The 19,244-nt window shown below is 63.2% G+C and carries 17 protein-coding genes; 8 read left to right on the forward strand and 9 right to left on the reverse strand.

The window, feature by feature from the left end; genetic code table 11:
• Positions 1-83: 83 nt before the first annotated feature.
• The gene (locus LMTR21_RS00740; protein ID WP_065752490.1) at positions 84-1,463 is read right to left on the reverse strand and encodes a serine protease; all 1,380 of its coding nucleotides are present in this window, start codon (positions 1,461-1,463) and stop codon (positions 84-86) included.
• 149 nt (positions 1,464-1,612) lie between these two features.
• On the opposite strand from LMTR21_RS00740, the gene LMTR21_RS00745 reads away from it, so the two are divergent.
• Positions 1,613-2,416: a HesA/MoeB/ThiF family protein gene (locus LMTR21_RS00745; protein WP_065752491.1), complete on the forward strand. Its 804-nt coding sequence runs from the start codon at positions 1,613-1,615 to the stop codon at positions 2,414-2,416.
• A 13-nt stretch (positions 2,417-2,429) separates the two neighbouring features.
• Here the strand turns inward: LMTR21_RS00745 and LMTR21_RS00750 are convergent, their stop codons facing one another.
• Positions 2,430-3,425 carry an aldo/keto reductase gene (locus LMTR21_RS00750; protein WP_065752492.1) on the reverse strand — a complete coding sequence of 332 codons (996 nt, stop codon included), beginning with the start codon at positions 3,423-3,425 and terminating at the stop codon, positions 2,430-2,432.
• Positions 3,426-3,545: 120 nt separating this feature from the next.
• Between LMTR21_RS00750 and LMTR21_RS00755 the strand changes: the two genes are divergently transcribed.
• The gene (locus LMTR21_RS00755) at positions 3,546-4,466 is read left to right on the forward strand and encodes a LysR family transcriptional regulator (RefSeq protein WP_065752493.1); all 921 of its coding nucleotides are present in this window, start codon (positions 3,546-3,548) and stop codon (positions 4,464-4,466) included.
• A 141-nt stretch (positions 4,467-4,607) separates the two neighbouring features.
• On the opposite strand, the gene LMTR21_RS00760 is transcribed toward LMTR21_RS00755, so the two are convergent.
• A complete protein-coding gene (locus LMTR21_RS00760) occupies positions 4,608-5,609 on the reverse strand; it encodes a 2-hydroxyacid dehydrogenase (RefSeq protein WP_065752494.1) in 1,002 nt (333 codons plus the stop codon).
• A 338-nt stretch (positions 5,610-5,947) separates the two neighbouring features.
• Between LMTR21_RS00760 and LMTR21_RS00765 the strand changes: the two genes are divergently transcribed.
• Entirely contained in the window at positions 5,948-6,475 is a 528-nt protein-coding gene (locus LMTR21_RS00765) for an SH3 domain-containing protein (protein ID WP_065752495.1), read from the forward strand.
• Between the two features lie 134 nt (positions 6,476-6,609).
• Here the strand turns inward: LMTR21_RS00765 and irrA are convergent, their stop codons facing one another.
• Positions 6,610-7,101: an iron response transcriptional regulator IrrA gene (gene irrA / locus LMTR21_RS00770; protein ID WP_065752496.1), complete on the reverse strand. Its 492-nt coding sequence runs from the start codon at positions 7,099-7,101 to the stop codon at positions 6,610-6,612.
• 340 nt (positions 7,102-7,441) lie between these two features.
• On the opposite strand from irrA, the gene fabA reads away from it, so the two are divergent.
• The 3 genes from fabA to fabV all read left to right on the forward strand — a co-directional run bounded on the left by fabA (position 7,442) and on the right by fabV (position 10,503).
• Positions 7,442-7,963, forward strand: coding sequence for a 3-hydroxyacyl-[acyl-carrier-protein] dehydratase FabA (gene fabA, locus LMTR21_RS00775; protein ID WP_057837471.1), 522 nt, complete (start codon positions 7,442-7,444; stop codon positions 7,961-7,963).
• Between the two features lie 62 nt (positions 7,964-8,025).
• Positions 8,026-9,249, forward strand: a complete 1,224-nt coding sequence (gene fabB / locus LMTR21_RS00780; protein ID WP_065752497.1) for a beta-ketoacyl-ACP synthase I — start codon at positions 8,026-8,028, stop codon at positions 9,247-9,249.
• 84 nt (positions 9,250-9,333) lie between these two features.
• Positions 9,334-10,503, forward strand: a complete 1,170-nt coding sequence (gene fabV, locus LMTR21_RS00785) for an enoyl-ACP reductase FabV (RefSeq protein ID WP_065752498.1) — start codon at positions 9,334-9,336, stop codon at positions 10,501-10,503.
• Between the two features lie 168 nt (positions 10,504-10,671).
• Here the strand turns inward: fabV and LMTR21_RS00790 are convergent, their stop codons facing one another.
• The 3 genes from LMTR21_RS00790 to LMTR21_RS00800 form a co-directional block, all read right to left on the reverse strand.
• Positions 10,672-11,268: a glutathione S-transferase family protein gene (locus LMTR21_RS00790; RefSeq protein ID WP_065752499.1), complete on the reverse strand. Its 597-nt coding sequence runs from the start codon at positions 11,266-11,268 to the stop codon at positions 10,672-10,674.
• 48 nt (positions 11,269-11,316) lie between these two features.
• On the reverse strand, positions 11,317-12,159 hold the full coding sequence (locus tag LMTR21_RS00795; RefSeq protein WP_065752500.1) for a hypothetical protein: 843 nt from the start codon (positions 12,157-12,159) through the stop codon (positions 11,317-11,319).
• 90 nt (positions 12,160-12,249) lie between these two features.
• Positions 12,250-12,705: a GNAT family N-acetyltransferase gene (locus tag LMTR21_RS00800; protein ID WP_065752501.1), complete on the reverse strand. Its 456-nt coding sequence runs from the start codon at positions 12,703-12,705 to the stop codon at positions 12,250-12,252.
• 173 nt (positions 12,706-12,878) lie between these two features.
• Here LMTR21_RS00800 and LMTR21_RS00805 point away from each other — a divergent pair, with 173 nt between their 5' ends.
• Positions 12,879-14,876, forward strand: a complete 1,998-nt coding sequence (locus LMTR21_RS00805; RefSeq protein WP_065752502.1) for an autotransporter family protein — start codon at positions 12,879-12,881, stop codon at positions 14,874-14,876.
• Here LMTR21_RS00805 and LMTR21_RS00810 read toward each other — a convergent pair.
• Positions 14,860-15,816 carry a LysR substrate-binding domain-containing protein gene (locus LMTR21_RS00810; RefSeq protein ID WP_065752503.1) on the reverse strand — a complete coding sequence of 319 codons (957 nt, stop codon included), beginning with the start codon at positions 15,814-15,816 and terminating at the stop codon, positions 14,860-14,862. The two genes, LMTR21_RS00805 and LMTR21_RS00810, sit on opposite strands and share 17 nt — an antisense overlap.
• Positions 15,817-15,920: 104 nt before the next feature.
• Between LMTR21_RS00810 and katG the strand changes: the two genes are divergently transcribed.
• The gene (gene katG / locus LMTR21_RS00815) at positions 15,921-18,074 is read left to right on the forward strand and encodes a catalase/peroxidase HPI (RefSeq protein ID WP_065752504.1); all 2,154 of its coding nucleotides are present in this window, start codon (positions 15,921-15,923) and stop codon (positions 18,072-18,074) included.
• A 265-nt stretch (positions 18,075-18,339) separates the two neighbouring features.
• Here the strand turns inward: katG and LMTR21_RS00820 are convergent, their stop codons facing one another.
• A complete protein-coding gene (locus tag LMTR21_RS00820) occupies positions 18,340-19,083 on the reverse strand; it encodes a superoxide dismutase (protein ID WP_065752505.1) in 744 nt (247 codons plus the stop codon).
• Positions 19,084-19,244 lie beyond the last annotated feature (161 nt).

A 19,244-nucleotide genomic window follows, 5' to 3' on the forward strand; every position in this document is an offset into this window, starting at 1 on the left:
GGTATCCAGTACGCCGCAGCCTATCGGCTCTGTCACAAACGTCTCTGGATACTGGGTCACCTGCATTCGCAGGTGACGACAGCTTACTTCCTGACGCAGATCACGCGAACCACTGACGCCTTGGCGTCCGCCGATCCACCTGCCGGATTAACCCCATTGGCCTTCAGAAAATCGCGCAGCGTATCGCTGGTCACCAGCACCGCCTGGCCCGTGGGCGCGCCATTGGTGGTCCCTGCGACCTGAACCGGCTTCAACAGCGCGATGCCGGCAAACCTGCCGTCGCCATCCTGCGCGGGCGCACCGGAAAAGCCGAGCGCGGGTGCGGGAGTCAGCGCTATGTCGGCGCCGCCGCCAAGTTGGGCCACCGAAGCCTTGGCGCTGGTGACCGCGGCACCGCCGCCCTGGTTCTGCGGATCGGCGATGCCGGTGAGATCGAGCGCGGTTTTTGTCGCGGAGTTGGCAAGATTCAGCGCCTTCAACCCGCGTGCGCCATAGATGCGCAGCAGCGCGAGATCGTGCTCCTTGTCCTCGGCGACGCGGTCGGCATTGCCGAAGCCCGCGATCGCCACCGTGAGGCAACCGTCGGTGATCTGGCGATCGGCGATGATCGCGCCATCGTCGCCGACGACGACACCGGTGCCGTATTCGACGGTTTTGCGCGGCGGAGGCCCTGCGGTTTGCGCAGCCGCCGGAAACGCGTTGAACGCACTCGACATCGCGATCACGACCGGCTCCACGGTGTTCTCGGTTGCCTGATCGTACATGATGGTGAGGATGCGGACCTCGTCACCCCTGAAGGTGCCCCGCATGTAAAACTTCTTCAGGCCCTGCAGGCCGGACAGCACGAAGAAATCAGGCTTGACCACGGTGTAATCGATATTGCGGCCCGGCTCCTTCTTCTCGCGCTCGGCAAGCTTGGCCGTGGTCGGATTGGCCTCCTTGCGCCGCGCCAGTTGAATCTGGATCGTGCCGGTCGGCGAGGTCCATTTGGTGCCGTTGGCGTCGCTGGCCTGCGCCGGCACCAGCTTGGTGGGAATTCCCAGCCGCGCGCCGGTGCCGGGATCGGTGGCGATCTTCCAGCCGACGCTTTCCTGCTTTTTCCTGGCGGTATCGGCCAGCGCACCGCGCTCCTGCGGGTTGAGCACGCCGGTCGGCTTGCCCCCGCGCGACTTCTGGAATTCCTTGATCGCATTGACCATGCGCTCGCTGACGTCGCCGGTGATGGCGCCGTTATACTGTCCGACCCAGGCGAGGTCCGACTGCAGCGTCAGCCGCTCGGCCTGTCCCAGCGCCTTGGCGGTGTCCTCCGGCTTCTGCAGCGCGGGGCGGACCGGCTCCGTCGCGACCGGCTTGGGCTTGGTGCCAGCCGTGGAAGGCGGCGTCATTTGCGCCTGCGCGGTGGTCCCGACGACCACAAAAACCGAGGCCGCGATCACCAATGTTGCTGAAGGCACCAATCTCATGACAAATCCCGGCGGAAGAGGGAGAGTGCGATCATTGACGTCTGGCCAATTAAGCACATCTGCTTAGTCGGCAACAACTGCGCCCCGGTTCAGGGAATCTCCGGTTCAGGTCTGATAGTCGGGATGCGGGAAAAGGAAGTAGTGCGATCATGCTGACGGCCGACGAACTCGAACGCTATGCCCGCCACATCGTGCTGCGCGACGTCGGCGGCCCCGGGCAGGCCGCGCTGAAGCAGGCCTCGGCGCTGGTGATCGGCGCCGGCGGCCTCGGCGCGCCGGTGTTGATGTATCTGGCCGCCGCCGGTGTCGGCAGGCTCGGCGCTGTCGATGACGACATCGTTTCGCTGTCCAATCTGCAGCGACAGATCATCCACACCACGCCTGACATCGGCCGGCTCAAGGTCGACAGTGCCGCGGAAACAGTTCGCGCGCTCAATCCCCATGTCCAGTTCGAGCCGCATGCGGTGCGCCTCAATGCGGGGAATGTGATGGCGCTGATCGACGACTACGATCTCGTGCTCGACGGCTCCGATAATTTCGAAACCCGCTATCTGATTTCCGACGCTTGTTTCTTCGCCGGCAAGCCGCTGATCACGGCGGCGCTGGGTCAGTTCGACGGATCGCTGACCACGATCCGCGCTCATGAACGGGATGCCGACGGCCGCTTCAACCCGACCTATCGCTGCCTGTTTCCCGAACCGCCGCCGCCAGGCACCGTGCCGGCCTGCGCCGAGGCCGGCGTGATGGGCGCGCTGGCGGGCATGCTCGGCTCGATGATGGCGCTGGAGGCGATCCGCGAAATCGTCGGCTTCGGCGAGAGCCTGGTCGGGCGGTTGGTGATGGTGGACGCGCGCGCGATGCGCTTCGAAACCCTGCGCTATCAGCGCGATCCGCAGAACCCGCTCAACGGCGATACGCCCGTCATCGTCGATCTGAGCGGGCACGCGGCCTAACATTCCCTGCCGCTCATCGCTTCTCGCTGTCCATATGCGCGAGCTGGGCTTCGGGATAGCGCGCGCCGGCGGCGGCGCCGGGTGGAAACGCTTCGGCCAATGCGGCCAGATGAGTCGGCGTCAGCTTTACATCGAGTGCACCGAGCGCCTCAGCGAGACGATCGCGGCGACGGGCGCCGACCAGCGGCACGATATCGCTGCCCTGCGCGGCGACCCAGGCAATGGCGACTTGGGCTGGCGAAGCGCCGACGTCGTCGGCAATTCGCCGCAACGAGTCAGCCAGCATCAGGTTCGCATCGAGATTCGATCCCTGAAAGCGCGGGCTCATGGCACGGAAATCCTGCCCACCGGAACGATCCTTGGTCCAGTGGCCGCTGATCAGGCCGCGCGCCAATACGCCATAGGCAGTGATGCCAATGCCGAGTTCCCGGCAAGTTTTCAGGATGTCGCTCTCGATGCCGCGTGCGAGCAACGAATACTCGATCTGCAGATCGACAATCGGATGCACGGCGTGCGCCCGGCGAATAGTTTCGGAACCAACCTCGGAAAGGCCGATGTGCCTGATCCAACCGGCTTTGATCATGTCGGCCATCGCGCCGATGGTTTCCTCGATCGGCACATCCGGATCGAGCCGCGCGGGCCGATAGATGTCGATGGTGTCGACGCCAAGCCGCTGCAGCGAGTAGGCGACGAAATTCCTGATCGCGGCCGGGCGGCTGTCATAGCCGAGAAAGCTCTTGTTGGGATCGCGCAGCGCGCCGAACTTCACGCTGATCTGCAGATTGTTGCGACCGTGACCGGCGAGCGCTTCGCGGATCAGCATTTCATTGTGGCCCATGCCGTAGAAATCGCCGGTGTCGAGCAGGGTGATGCCGGCATCGAGCGCGGCGTGGATGGTGGCGATGCTCTCGTTGCGGTCGGCCGGGCCGTAAAAGTCAGACATGCCCATGCAGCCGAGGCCGATGGCGGAGACTTGGGGACCGGTAGAGCCGAGTTTGCGCTGTTCCATGATGGTTCTCCTCGAATTGCCGGCGGCCGTTTCGCGCCGTCGTGACGAGGCTGATATGAACCCTCGCGGCTGCAGCGATAAGCTGGACAATTCATAATAGGTTGTTCAATATATCGAACAATGAAGGATTTCGACCTCCGGGACCTCAGCGCTTTCGTCGCCATCGCGCGTACGCGGAATTTCCGCCGCGCCGCGACCGAGCAGGGCGTCTCCGTCTCGAGCCTCAGTCAGCGGCTGCGCGACATGGAGGAGCGGCTCGGCGTCCGCCTGATGAACCGCACCACGCGCAGCGTCGCGCTCACCGAAGCGGGCGAGCTGCTGCTGGCCCGCGTTGTGCCTGCGATATCGGATGTCGGCGAGGCGATTGACCAGGTGCGCGGCTTGCGTGGCGTACCCTCGGGGCGTCTGCGTATCAACGCGCCGCCGCCGGCGATCGACCTAGTGCTGGCGCCGATGGTCGCGCCGTTTCTTCAGAAGCATCCGAAAATCGATCTGGAGATCGTCGGCGAGAGTTCGTTTGTCGATATCGTCGCCGCCGGTTTCGACGCCGGCGTGCGCTATGGCGAACATCTGGCGCAGGACATGATAGCGGTCTCGCTGGGTTCGCCGCAGCGTTACGCGGTCGTGGCGTCGAAGGAATATGTGGCGCGGCACGGCCGGCCACAGGCGCCGAAGGATCTGCTCGACCATGCCTGCATTCGCACCCGCTTCGGCAGCGGCGCGATGCTGGATTGGGAATTCGAGAAAGCCGGACGCGTGGTGAAGGTCTCGCCGCCGGCCAAGCTGATCGCGACCTATCTCGGCCTTGCGTTGCGTGCCGTCCATGACGGCACAGGCTTCTGGATGACGTTCGAGGGTTACGTGCGCTACGGCATCAAGTCCGGCGCGCTGGTCAGCGTGCTCGACGATTGGTGCGCGCCGTTTCCGGGGCCGTTCTTGTATTATCCGAGCCGGCGTCAGCCGCCGCCGGCGCTTGCCGCGTTCGTGGCGTTCGTCGCCGAATGGCGCAAGCGGGAAAGGCGGAAGACGAAGACGGCTTAGCCGGCCAAGAACTCGTCGTCGTCCCGGCCTTGAGCCGGGACCCATACGCCGCGGCTCCTCGGTTTGGCACAGGCGTCAGATACCCTCTTTAACCAACAACCGCCGCGGCGTATGGGTCCCGGCGTTCGCCGGGACGACCACCTACAGCATGCTGGGCAGCACGCGATCCGGCGGCTTGTGGTTGTCGAGGAAGGTGCGGATATTGATGATCACCTTCTCGCCCATCTCGACGCGGCCCTCGATCGTGGCCGAGCCCATATGCGGCAGCAGCGTTACCTTGCCGGCCTTGGCGAGCCGCACCAGTTTTGGATTGACCGCGGGCTCGTGCTCGTAGACGTCGAGCGCGGCGCCGCCGATCTCGCCGGCTTCCAGCAGCTTGATCAGCATGTCCTCGTCGATCACCCCGCCGCGTGCGGTATTGACGATATAGGCTTCTTTGCGGATCAGCTTGAGCCGTCGCGCTGACAACAGGTGATAGGTCGCTGGCGTATGCGGACAGTTCACCGAGATGATGTCCATCCGCGCCAGCATCTGGTCGAGGCTTTCCCAATAGGTCGCCCCTAACTCCTCGGCGATAACAGGCGCCACGGGACGGCGGTTGTGATAGTGGATCTGCAGGCCGAAGGCGCGCGCGCGGCGGGCGACGGCCTGGCCGATGCGGCCCATGCCGAGGATGCCGAGCCGCTTGCCGCCGATGCGATGGCCGAGCATCCAGGTCGGCGACCAGCCCGGCCAGCTCTTGCCGTCGGGCAGGATGGTTGCGCCTTCGATCAGCCGCCGCGGCACGGCGAGAATCAGCGCCATGGTCATGTCGGCGGTGTCTTCGGTCAGCACCTTCGGCGTGTTGGTCACCGTGATGCCGCGCGCATGCGCCGCCGTGACGTCGATATTGTCGACGCCGTTGCCGAAATTGGCGATCATGCGCAGCTTGCAGTCGGGGTGCTTGAGCATCCCCTCGTCGATCGTGTCGGTGACGGTCGGCACCAGCACGTCGGCCGTGCGGCTGGCTTCGGCAATCTGCTGCGGCGTCATCGGCGTGTCGTCGAGATTCAACGTCGCGTCGAACAGCTCGCGCATCCGGGTCTCGATCGAGTCCGGCAGCTTGCGGGTGACGACGACGAGAGGTTTTTTCTTAACCGACATGTCCTGCTCTCATGAGGGGGTGCGCTGCAGCGCGCCGTTCAGGCCTCATTAACCCGGTTGTTCGACACTGCGATGGCCACGCGGTCCCGGTATCCGGCTGTTTGCTGAGGCAAGTCCCTTGGGTTCCCAATACTTCCTCGGATTTTCGGCGGAAAATCCATGGCGTTCTGGTTCTAGGCGTTCCGTCCTCTCTATCAGAAGGCCGGGCCAAGACAAGAACCCCTCGGATGTCGCAAGCCGGATGCGGCCAAAGCGGGGCACAGGGGTCTGGGGTTTTTCGGGCGTAGCGGGCGGTTTCAACTCGAAGAATTCGAGTTGGCTCGGCAGGAGACGGGTTGATGGCGTTGAGGCGTTTCTGTTCGGTGGCGGTGCTGGTGGGGTGCTGGCTTGTCGCTTCCGTCAGCACAGGATTTTCGGCCAAGGATTCGGCCACCACCACGAGCGGCCTGCCGGTGCCGCGCTATGTCAGCCTCAAGTCTGATCATGTGAATGTGCGGGCCGGTCCGACCAAGGACAATGATGTCGCCTGGATCTATACCCGCTCGGGCCTGCCGGTCGAAATCACCGCCGAGTTCGAGAACTGGCGCCGCGTGCGCGATTCGGAAGGGTCCGAGGGCTGGGTCTATCATTCGCTCTTGTCCGGCCGCCGCACCGCCGTGGTGACCATGAAGACCAAGGACGAGCTGGCATCGCTCTATGATCGTCCCGACCGGACCAGCGCGATTGCGGCCCGCCTGCAGGCCGGCGTCGTCGCCCAGGTCAAGAAATGCACCAATGGCTGGTGCCGCGTGATCGGCAACGGCTTTGACGGCTGGATCGAGCAGCAGCGTCTGTGGGGCGTTTACGCCGACGAGAAGGTGGATTGAGCTTCTTGGTCGTCCCTGCGAACGCAGGGACCCATACGCCGCGGCCTCTCAATGAGGCGCGCAGTTAGACGCCTTCCGCAACAACAAAGATCTGTGGTTATGGGTCCCTGCGTTCGCAGGGACGACGAAAACGGCTAGCGCTTCTTGCGCAGCCGCACGACCATGTCGACGCGGGAAATCTCATAGCCCTCGGGCACGTCGGGCATCTTCGACAGCACCAGATGCGGGTCGGGAATGTCGACCAGCTCGTGGTTGTTCTCGAGATAGAAGTGGTGGTGCGCGGTGACGTTGGTGTCGAAATAGGTCTTGGTGCCGTCGACCGAGACCTGGCGCAGCAGGCCGGCATCGGTGAGCTGGTTGAGCGTGTTGTAGACGGTGGCGAGCGAGACCGGGACCTTGGCCAGCGTCGCTTCCTCGTACAGCATTTCCGCCGTCAGATGGCGTGCGCCCTTGCCGAACAACAGCCAGCCCAAAGCCATGCGCTGGCGGGTGGGTCTGAGACCCGCGGCTTGCAACATTTCGTTGACGTCGTGCCAGGGACAACCGGTCAACGCCGGCTGATGTCCGGCGGCACGGGCGGCCGGATCGATACCATCGTCGTTCAGGGGCGAGGCTTGGTCGTTCATGTCCACTTCGGGTACCACACGCGCTAACTTGGGCAATATTCTTGCCCAATATAAAAGGAAATCAGGTAGATGCAAGTTTTTCGCAACTAGAACTGGCCCAATGTAGAGGCGGAACAAGCGCGCCCAACGCGGCGTTTTAGCCCGTTCCGGTGCTTTCCCGGGCCCTAATGCCTATGTTACAGAGCGCGCGGACCACATATGCGATTTCGGCAGAGGCTAATGCCGATAGCACCCTAAGTAGCGCCAAATTGCGGAAACAAACGTTTCCGTCGGGAAAACGGGTCCGGTTCGCTCAAAAAGCGCTCCATCGGGACATCATCTAAGGTAAAGGCTGAATACGATGCTGGATCGCCGCAGCGGTTACGAATACGAGGACTTGCTGGCCTGTGGCCGCGGCGAGATGTTCGGCCCAGGCAATGCCCAATTGCCGCTGCCGCCGATGCTGATGTTCGACCGCATCACCGAGATTACCGACAAGGGCGGCGAATTCGGCAAGGGCCTGATCCGCGCCGAGCTCGATGTGACGCCGGACCTCTGGTTTTTCGGCTGCCATTTCAAGAATGATCCTGTCATGCCGGGCTGTCTCGGCCTGGACGCGATGTGGCAGATGGTCGGATTCTACCTCGGCTGGATCGGCGGCGAGGGACGCGGCCGCGCGCTGGGGCTCGGAGAATTGAAGTTCTCCGGCCAGGTGCTGCCGAACGCCCGCAAGGTTGTGTACAACATCGACATGAAGCGCGTGATGCGTTCAAAGCTGGTGCTTGGCGTCGGCGATGGCTGGCTTTCCATGGATGGCGAGATTATCTATCGCGCCAAGGATCTGAAGGTCGGGCTGTTCAAGCAGGGCACTGCGCCAGGCTGAACGGCGCGATTGCACAACGAACATATTTTCACACACGAACGAAACGGTAGGGCGAGGCGGTCATGAAGCGGGTTGTCATTACGGGGATGGGCATTGTCTCGTCCATCGGAAACAACACCCAGGAAGTGCTTGCGAGCCTTCACGACGCGAAATCCGGCATCAAGCGCGCGGAGAAATACGCCGAGATGGGTTTTCGTTCGCAGGTGCAGGGCGCGCCGACCATCAATCCGGCTGACGTCATCGACCGGCGCGCGATGCGCTTCCTCGGCGAGGGCGCGGCGTGGAATCACATCGCGATGGAGCAGGCGATCCAGGATTCCGGCCTGACGCCCGCGGAAGTGTCCGACGTCCGCACTGGCATCATCATGGGCTCGGGCGGGCCGTCCGCGCGCACCATCGTCGAATCCGCCGACATCACCCGCACCAAGGGTCCGAAGCGCGTCGGGCCGTTTGCAGTGCCGAAGGCGATGTCATCGACGGCGTCTGCGACGCTTGCGACCTGGTTCAAGATCAAGGGCGTCAACTATTCGATCTCGTCGGCCTGCGCGACCTCGAACCATTGCATCGGCAATGCCTATGAGACGATCCAGATCGGCAAGCAGGACGTGATCTTCGCCGGCGGCTGCGAGGAGCTCGACTGGTCGCTGTCGGTCTTGTTCGACGCCATGGGCGCGATGTCCTCGAAATACAACGACACGCCCGCCACCGCCTCGCGTCCCTACGACATCAGCCGCGACGGATTCGTCATCGCCGGCGGCGCCGGCGTCGTGGTGCTGGAAGAACTCGAGCATGCCAAGGCGCGCGGCGCGCGAATCTATGCCGAGGTGGTCGGCTATGGCGCGACCTCCGATGGTTACGACATGGTGGCTCCCTCCGGCGAAGGCGCCGAGCGCTGCATGCGCATGGCATTGTCGACGGTGAAAACGCCAATCGACTACATCAATCCGCACGCGACCTCGACGCCCGCCGGCGATCCGCCGGAAATCGAGGCGATCCGAAAGGTGTTCGGTACCGGCGACAAGTGCCCGCCGATCTCGGCGACCAAGGCGCTGACCGGCCACTCGCTCGGCGCCACTGGCGTGCAGGAAGCGATTTATTCGCTGCTGATGATGAACAACGGCTTCGTCTGCGAAAGCGCCCACATCACCGAGCTCGATCCTGTCTTCGCCGACATGCCGATCGTGCGCAAGCGCATCGACAATGCCAAGCTCGGCACCGTGCTGTCGAACTCCTTCGGCTTCGGCGGCACCAACGCTACGCTGGTGTTCAAGCGGATGGATGCGTAATTTCGTTTTTGCCTCTCCTCGCTTGCGCCGAGAGATCGGCAGGCGGCGGACGGGGACGCTGCTACAATCCGAAACGGGGTAAGCATGATCATTGAACCGCGCGTGCGAGGCTTCATCTGCACGACGGCACATCCTGTCGGCTGCGCCAAAAACGTCCGCGAGCAGATCGCCTATGTTCTCCGCCAGGGGGCTGTTCCGGAATGCCCCAAGCGCGTCGCCGTGCTGGGGTGTTCGACGGGGTACGGCCTCGCGAGCCGTATCGTTGCGACCTTCGCAGGCGGTGCCGAGACCATCGGCGTGTCGCTGGAGCGCGAGCCCACGGCCACCAGAACCGGCAGCGCCGGTTGGTACAACAACCGTGCCTTCGAGATCGAGGCCGAGAGGATCGGACGGTCGCCCCTGACGCTGGAGGGCGATGCCTTCTCCGACGAGCTGAAGAAAACCTTCATCGAGCGTGTGCGCGAAAAGTTCGGACAGCTCGACATGCTGGTCTACAGCATGGCGGCTCCGGTCCGGACCGATCCGGTCACCGGCAAGACCTGGCGCTCGGCGATCAAGCCGCTCGGTGCTCCCGTCGAAATCAAGACCCTCAACACTGAAACCGGCGAAGTCTATGAGACGACCATTGCGCCGGCGAGTGAGGACGAAGCGACCGCAACGGTAGCGGTGATGGGCGGCGACGACTGGAAGCGCTGGATCGACCAGCTCGCGGATGCCGGTGTGTTGGCGCCGGGCTTTCGGACGCTCAACTACACCTATATCGGCAGCGAACTGACCTGGCCTATCTACTGGAACGGCACGCTGGGTCGCGCCAAGGTCGATCTCGACCGCAAGGCGGAAGCGATCCGGGGCCGCCTCGGGCAGGACGCGGCCCGCGTGGTGGCGCTGAAGGCTGTCGTCACTCAGGCAAGCTCAGCCATTCCGGTGGTGCCGCTCTATGGGACGGTGCTGTTCAAGGTGATGAAGCAACTCGGCAATCATGAAGGATGCATCGAGCAGATCGATCGCCTGTTCCGGACCCGTCTTGGTCCCGGTGCTGAACTTGACGAGGCGCAGCGCCTCAGGGTCGACGACTGGGAGCTTTCATCAGAAGTTCAGACGGAGGTGTCGCGCCGATGGCCTCTGCTCACGACGGAATCGCTCGGTGAGTTGGCAGACCTTGCGGAGTACAGGAGAGAATTCCTTCGCCTGTTCGGATTCGGCATCGACGGCGTCGATTACACGCAGGATGTGGATCCCCGCGTCGTCGCGTGAGCCATTCGGGAAACCGCTCTACTTTGCATGGGGTTGTTTTCGCGATTTTGTCTCCGGGCCTGCGGCGAGGTCGTGTAGGGTGGCAAAGGCGCAGCCGTGCCCACCATCTATCGCCAGATTGCGTCCGGAATGGTGGGCACGCTTCGCTTTGCCCACCCTACGATTTGGTCACCCTGCCGCGATCTTTTCCGCGCGCTGGAACGCCGGACGCGCCACGCAGCGGTCGATATAGGCGTCGAACGAGGGCCGTGGCGGCACCATCTTGAACAGGCGCACCGCGAAATTCAGGCCAGAGCCCAGCATGATGTCGGCGGCCGAAAACTTCTCGCCGAGAATCCACGGTCCCTTCTGCAGCGCGGCATCGAGCACGTCGAACGTCTGGGTCGCGCTTCCCCATGCCGCCGTGCTCGCCGGCACCTCCAGCTTCGTGAAAAGCTGGATCAAGGCCGGCTCGATGCAGGCAGGCGAAAAGAACAACCATTGCAGATACCGCGCCCGCAGCGGATCGGTTGCCGTCGGCGCGAGGTTGGTTTCCGGATAGCGGTCGGCGATGTAGGCGCAGATCGCCGCCGCTTCGCCGAGCGCGGCGTCGCCGTCCTTCAGCCCCGGCACCTTGCCCATCGGATTGATCGCGAGATATTCCGGCGCCTTCTGCGCGCCCGTGGTGATGTCGGTGAGCACCCGCTCGTAAGGCAGCCCGGTTTCTTCGAGCAACCAGATGGCCGAGATCGAGCGCGAGCGGGGCGACCAATAGAGCTTTATCATTCTGTAACTCCTCTCGATCAACCGAAGGTGAGTTCTGTCGGTGCGATCTCACTCCTGCTTAAGGTAAGCCGCGACCGCTTTGTCCAGTCTGGCTGCAAGTAAGGCGCGGGTATGATCGCGCAGGGTCGAACTCGCGACCGCGTCCGCCGGGGAAGCGGGGAAGTCCTCCGCTTCGAGCTTGGTGAGCGGGTCTTGTCCCAGGCGTCCAAAGCTCCCCGCAAGGACGGCGCCCAGATCTGCAGACGGTCTTTTAGCGATGGCGAAACTCTGGCCGTCAAATACCCTCAGCACAAAATTGGCGAACAGGGACGTGTTGCTGAAGGGCCCCGAGCCGTGGTGAAGCACGCCAATGCCCGGGAGCGATTGATTGGTGCCCTGCAATTGTGCTGCGTAGGTTGTGAAAACGAAATAGCGCGCGCAGTTCGAACTCGTCGTGATTTGCCTGACGACCGCCGTCAGCTCTTCGTCGTCGTTCCGAAACAGTCTTGTCGGGGGACGGTAATAGGGCTCGAACGTGCCCTTGGCATAGGCGATCTTCCGCACGTGAACCCCGGAAGAAGCCGCGCGAACGCGAGCGACGACGAGATCGTCAAGGCCCCACCTGTCGATGGGCACCTCGGTCAACTCGTTCCCGAACACGGTAAGGCCGACCTTCTGAACCGCAAACTTGTCGCCAATCGCCGAGATGATACCAATCTGGCAAGGCCCGCTCTCCGCCGGTGCAGACTGCTTGGCACCGGTTTTGGTTTTTGGCGCGGCTTTCTTGACGATCGATGTGGCGGCAGCAGGCGTCACTGGCTGCGTTGTTGTTCCCGGCGCGGATTGCCCTTGCGCGAACGACGAAATCGGGAGGGATGACAGAAAGATCGCGGCGAAGACGACTCGAACCATAACGAACTCTGGACAGGTGAGGAGGTGTCGGGACGATTTTGAAACTAGAGGGTGTCCACGGCGCGCGCAAGGTGCATCGGGCGCATCACGTCAGCCAGCGCTCTTCCATCGATAATATTTCATCGTCCGGCCCATCATCGGTTCGACCTGCTCCTTCTCGAACACAAAGCCCTCGCGTTCGTACCAGCGCCATGCCTTTTCGTTCTCGCGCACGCAGCGCAGCCAGATTTCATTCGGCAAATGGTTTCGTGTGAAGGCGAGCAAGCGGCGCCCGAGGCCGCCACTTTGATATTCGGGCGCGACGAACAGCTGGTCGAGGTAGCAGTCGGGCAAATGTATCGCCAGCATCGCTGCCAACCTTCCATCGTCGTCGGCGACGTAAAGGCTCCAGCCCTTCTCTACTTCCATCGGGACGCGCGCGCGCAATTTTTCCAGCAGAGGATCACTGGCGTCCTCGAGCCCGGTCGAAACCCAACTCTCCATCCAGACCCGGGCGATCTCGTCATATTCGTCGGAGCGGGCAGGGCGGATCACGGGCTCAGGCATGGCAATGCTTCCAGGCATTTGTTGCGACGGTCGGGTTCGAGGCGACCCGTCCCCCATGAACATGGGAGGACAATGCCGCTGCGCACGGTGCACTTTCGGCCGTAACGGCCATGTCCGCAATGCCTCCATGCAAGGCATCCGCGCGGCCGCTTCTACGGCTTTCACGGAGGAACGTGGCGTTGCTGACGCGCTGGATTCGCTCGCATCTGCTGACAAGCGCGGCCGGCCTCATCATGGCGGGCATCGGCGGACCGGCTTTCGCGCAATCCGCGATCTGGGATGCGGCACTCTCCAATTCGCATTGGTATGTTCCGGCCCCGCAATTGCTCGCCTATGCCGCGCCAAGAACCGGCTTCTCCAACCCCATCCCGATCGGCGATCAGACGCTGTGGGCGCTGGGGACCGCCAGCAACGGCGCATTCACCGGAATCAGCAGCGCGCAACTCGCGCTCGGGCCGGCGCAGCATACCGAGAATTCGACGATCCAGGGTTTTGTCACGACGGCGGGGCAGATCACCATGGTGTTTACGCCGGTCGGCGGCGGCGCCGTCACCGTCGGCCTCGGCCAGATGCGCCTCGTCAACGGCGTGACGCAGATGGAAATGCAGATGATCACAGGCGACAATCTGTTAATCACGCATTGGGCCTATATGGTCCCGTACGATCCGCTGACCTTCGTGCCGCCGGCGCCGCAACCCATGATGGCCAATTCCGTGCCGGAATGGGCGTGGACCTCGGGTACGCGCTGGCGCATCACGAGTCCTTCGATGTTCGGCACCACGACGCCGGGGCGCTTCGTGGTGAGCAATTATCAGAACGGATATTTCTGGGGCAGCGGCGCTGCGCCCACCGGCAGCAATGCCGGCAATTTCACCCTGCTCAGCTCGATTACGCCCGAGGGCCGGGTGCTCTTCAACACGCTGTCGCGCGGCAACCTCACCAGCCTCTATGGCTCCGCTTCCGGCGACGCGTCGGGCGCGCAAATGCTCGTCAGCACCTACGGTCTCTCCGGCAATCCGACCGGAGGATGGGCCACAATTTCCCTCGTGCAGCCCTATGCCGAGGTGTTGGCGGAGCAGAACAATCGCGCAGGCCTCGGCGCGGCTGTTGTGCTCGACCGGATGGCGTCAACGCCACTTGGATTGACCGGCGCGATGGCGCCGACATTTGCGATTCTCGACAACCTCGATGCGCCGGCGCTTTCGAATGCCATCAGCCAGACCTTGCCCGTGCTCGCCGGCGCGGCGTCGCAGGCGACCTACGCCACGCAGCGCGCGCTTCAGCACAGCGTCTACGGCCGGCTTGATGACGCCTACGGCCTGCGCACTGCCGGAACGGCGGCAGAACGAAATGTCTGGCTCAAGCCGCTCGGCGGCAGCGCCAGCCAGGAAGGCAACGATGGCGCGCCCGGATATCGTGCGAACGGTGGTGGCTTCGTCGCCGGGCTCGATACGCCGGTGTCATCGCGAGCGGTGCTTGGTGGATTGTTTTCGTATGGGCATCAGAACATCGCGGGCAGCGATCCGACCGTGCCCAACCGGCTTGGGCTGGATAGCTATCAGCTCGGGCTCTATGGCGCCTACGCGCTGAGGCCCGGCACCGAAATCGATTTCCTGCTCGATGGCGGCATCAATCAGAACCGCGTCAACCGGTCGCTTTCTTTCGTGGGCAGCACTGCTGTAGCAGATTATCTCAGCACCACCGGTCATGCTGGATTTGCGGTCAAGCAGCTCATTCCGGTCCACGAGGGATTTTCGCTGCTGCCCTCGCTGCGGCTTGATTACGCGCAGGTGCGTGCCGATGCCTACAGCGAAAGCGGCGCGGGCGGACTGAACCTCAACGTCAGTTCGCAGCTCTATCGCGAGTTGATGCTGAGTGCGAGCGTGAAAGGCTCGTACCGGATCGCCGACCGCCTTTGGCTCACCGCCGACGGCGCGGCCGGGTACAATCTGCTCAACAACCAGCTGCAGATATCGGCGGCATTCGCGGCCGGCGGCGACAGCTTCGTCGCCACGGCGTTCAGCCAGTCGCCATGGCTCTATTCGGCCGGCATCGGGCTAGCCTCGCAGCGGACCGAGAAACTGGATCTCAGCGTGCGCTACAGCGTGCAGACCAGCCCTTCCGGGTTTCTGAATCAGACGGGATCGTTCGCACTCAGGATAAAGCTCTAGGCTCGTTCGGCGTCTTCTGCGATGGTGATCTCGCCTCGCGCTGTGCGCGCAGCGCGTCGGCTGCGAGACAAACAACTTCCGAAATCTGCTGAAGCTGCCCGGCGAGCGGGCTCGTCTTGCGCCAGACCATACCGATGGTCCGCGACGGCTGCGGATTCCTGAAGCGGGCGACGGAGACTGACGCCGAGCGTGTTTCCACGCCGACCGCCATTTCCGGGATCAGGGTGACGCCGATGCCGGCGCCGACCATTTGCACCAGCGTCGACAGCGAGCTTGCGTCCAGCACTTCCCGTGGCGGCGAGGATTGCATGTTGCAGAACGACAGCGCCTGGTCGCGGAAGCAGTGTCCCTCTTCCAGCAGCAACAGCCGCATCTCGCGCAGCGTCTCATGGCTCGGCACCGGCGTTCCCTCATCCTCACCCGGCCTCACCAAAAGGAAATTCTCCGAAAAGCAGATGACCTCGGTCAGCGATGGTTCGGATACCGGCAAGGCGACGATCGCCGTGTCGAGCCGTCCTTCGACAACCTCCTTGATCAGCTTTGGGGTCAGCGTCTCGCGGACGTGAATGTCGAGCTCGGGGTGCATGCGCGCCAGGTTCTCGATCACCTTGGGCAAGAGATAGGGCGCGATGGTCGGGATCATGCCGATGCGCAACCGTCCTGCCAGCCGGTCGCGCGAGGCGCGCGCGAAGTCACCGAGTTCATCGACCGAACGCAGGATATCGCGGACGCGCTGGACGATCTCCTCTCCGAATTTCGTCAGCGTGACCTGCCGGGCGCTGCGCTCCAGCAGCACGCCGCCCAGCACTTCTTCCATTTCCTTGATCTGCATCGACAGCGCCGGCTGCGAGATTGAACACGCCTCGGCCGCGCGCCCGAAATGGCCGTGACGGGCCAGCGCGTCGAAATAGCGAAGCTGTCTGAGCGTCATCTGCATCATCAGAATATCTTATCAGTTCGATCATTAAAATCAACTTCACCTGATGGAGGCCGGCGCTTAGATTGCTTCCAATTCCAGACTGGAAGGACCATCAGGAGACAATCATGGACGACAAAACCAAATGCCCGTTCTCGGGCGGCAATCGCGCGCGCACGAACCGCGACTGGTGGCCGGACGCGCTGGACGTATCGGTCCTGCACCGCAATTCGACCCTGTCCGATCCGATGGGGGAAGCATTCGACTACGCCAAGGAATTCAAGACGCTCGACCTCAACGCCGTGATCAAGGACCTGCACGCGTTGATGACGGACTCGCAGGAATGGTGGCCGGCCGACTTCGGTCACTATGGCGGCCTGATGATCCGCATGGCCTGGCACAGCGCGGGCACCTACCGCATCACCGACGGCCGCGGCGGCGCCGGCGCGGGTCAGCAGCGGTTTGCGCCGCTGAATAGCTGGCCTGACAACGCCAACCTCGACAAGGCGCGCCGGCTGCTCTGGCCGATCAAGCAGAAATACGGTCAGAAGATTTCATGGGCCGATTTGATGATTCTTGCCGGCAACGTCGCGCTGGAATCGATGGGCTTCAAGACGTTTGGTTTTGCGGGTGGCCGCGCCGACGTCTGGGAGCCGGAGGAGCTGTTCTGGGGTCCTGAGGGCACCTGGCTCGGCGACGAACGCTATAGCGGCGAACGCCAGCTCGCGGAGCCGCTCGGCGCCGTGCAGATGGGCCTGATCTACGTCAATCCGGAAGGGCCGAACGGCAAGCCGGACCCGCTCGCGGCGGCCAAGGACATCCGCGAAACCTTCTTCCGCATGGCGATGAACGACGAAGAAACCGTTGCCCTCATCGCCGGCGGCCATTCCTTCGGCAAGACCCACGGCGCCGGCGATCCGTCGCTGGTGGGAGCGGACCCGGAAAGCGGTGCGCTCGAAGACCAGGGCCTTGGCTGGAAGAGCAAGTATGGCACCGGCGTCGGCGCCGACGCCATCACCGGCGGCCCGGAAGTCACCTGGACGCAGACGCCGACGAAGTGGAGCAATCTGTTCTTCAAGAACCTGTTCGAAAACGAATGGGAGCTGACGAAGAGCCCGGCCGGCGCCCAGCAATGGAAGGCGAAAGGCGGCGAAGCCTCGATCCCGGACGCCTACGACAAGTCGAAGAAGCATGTGCCGACCATGCTGACCACCGACCTGTCGCTGCGCTTCGACCCGGCCTATGAGAAGATCTCGCGGCGCTTCTACGAGCATCCGGATCAGTTTGCGGATGCGTTCGCGCGGGCCTGGTTCAAGCTCACGCACCGCGACATGGGCCCGATCGCGCGCTACCTCGGCCCGCTGGTGCCGAAGGAAACGCTGATCTGGCAGGACCCGATCCCGGCCGTGGATCATCCTGTCATCGGCGAGCAGGACATCGCCGCGCTGAAGACGAAGATTCTCGGCTCCGGCCTGTCGGTGTCCCAGCTTGTCTCGGCCGCATGGGCGTCGGCATCGACGTTCCGTGGCTCCGACAAGCGCGGCGGCGCCAACGGCGCGCGTATCCGCCTCAGCCCGCAGAAGGACTGGGAGGTAAACCAGCCGGCCGAGCTCAAGACGGTGCTCTCGAAGCTCGAAGCGATCCAGAAGGAGTTCGGCAAGAAGGTCTCGCTTGCCGACCTGATCGTTCTCGGCGGTGTTGCGGCGGTAGAGAAAGCCGCCAAGGACGCCGGGCTGGACGTGAAGGTGCCCTTCACGCCGGGTCGCGCGGATGCGTCGCAGGACCAGACCGATGTCGAGTCCTTTGCGCCGCTCGAGCCGCGTGCCGACGGCTTCCGCAACTATGTCAACAGCAAGAAGCATCAGTTCATGTCGCCCGAGGGGGCGTTGGTGGACCGGGCGCAATTGCTGCAGTTGACGGGTCCCGAACTGACGGCTCTGGTCGGTGGCCTGCGCGTCCTCGGCGCCAATGCCGCCGGGTCCAAGCATGGCGTGTTCACCAAAAAGCCGGGCACGCTGACGAACGACTTCTTCGTCAACCTGCTCGACATGAGCACGCAGTGGCAGCCTGCCGGCTCTGATGGCACCTATGAAGGCCGCGATCGCAAGACCAATGCGGTCAAGTGGACCGGCACCCGCGTCGATCTGATCTTCGGTTCGCACGCGCAGCTCCGCGCCTTTGCGGAGGTGTACGCCTCCGCTGACGCGAAGGAGAAGTTCGCCAAGGATTTCGTGGCGGCGTGGACCAAGGTGATGAACCTCGATCGGTTCGAGGTCGCCTGATCCTGTCGAGAGCGATCCGGAAAAAACAAAAGGGCGGCCGAGAGGCCGCCCTTTTCATATGTCATTGCGGCGTAACACACCACCATCATCCCCGCGCATGCGGGATCCAGTACGCCGCGGCTTCTCGGTTTAATCACTTCTGTCGCTGGAATACTGGGTCGCCCGGTCCCAGTGCGCAATTGCGCACAAGGCCGGGCGATGACAACTGAATGTTCGGTTGCGATCTCGTCCGAGGTTACTATCAGCTTCCCGATCTCATGCGCACTTACACGCCGAGCGTACCTGCCTTCGCCGCGGCATAACGTTCGGCGATCTTGGCCCAGTTCACCGTATTCCACCACGCCTTGAGATAATCGGCGCGGCGGTTCTGGTAGTTCAGATAATAGGCGTGCTCCCAGACGTCGTTGCCCATCAGCGCGCGCTTGCCGTCCATCAACGGGCTGTCCTGGTTCGGTCGGGTCTCGATCGCGAGCTTGCCGTCCTTGCTCACGGTCACGAACACCCAGCCGGAGCCGAATTGTCGTCCGCCGGCGGCGTTAAAATCGTTCTGGAATTTTTCCATGCCGCCGAGATCGCGATCGATCGCCGCCAGCACCTCGCCTTCCGGCTTGCCGCCGTTCGGGCCCATGATCTGCCAGAACATGGTGTGGTTGGCATGGCCACCGAGATTGTTGCGGACGGTGAACTTGATGCTGTCGTCCAGCGCATTCAAATTACCGAGTACGTCCTCGATCTTCGCCGTTCCCAACCGCGGATTGGTCTTGGCGGCGTTGTTCATATTGGTGACATAGGCCGCGTGGTGGCGGTCGTGATGGATTTCCATCGTCTTGGCGTCGATGTGCGGTTCGAACGCGTTGGCCGGATAGGTAAGCGGCGGCAGCGTGAAGGGACCGGTCGGGGCTGCCGGGGCGGGCGCTGCGGCCTGCGCGAAAACGATGCGCGGGGCCGCCGCCATGGCGGCAACACCGGTTGCGGCAAACATCAGTTGGCGCCGGGACATGAATGACATCGAATTCTCCTTAACCTATGGGTGACTGAGATGAGTACCTTTGAACGGGGAGGCCGTACGCCGCTGCGCGGCAAGTTACGGTCGGCCATCGGGATCGGGTTTCGTTTTTAGCCTCGCGAGCCTGCGGCGGAATCGCACAGGTTCCTCAATACTCCCAATGT

This window comes from Bradyrhizobium paxllaeri (assembly GCF_001693515.2).
GTDB classification, from domain to species: Bacteria; Pseudomonadota; Alphaproteobacteria; order Rhizobiales; family Xanthobacteraceae; genus Bradyrhizobium; species Bradyrhizobium paxllaeri.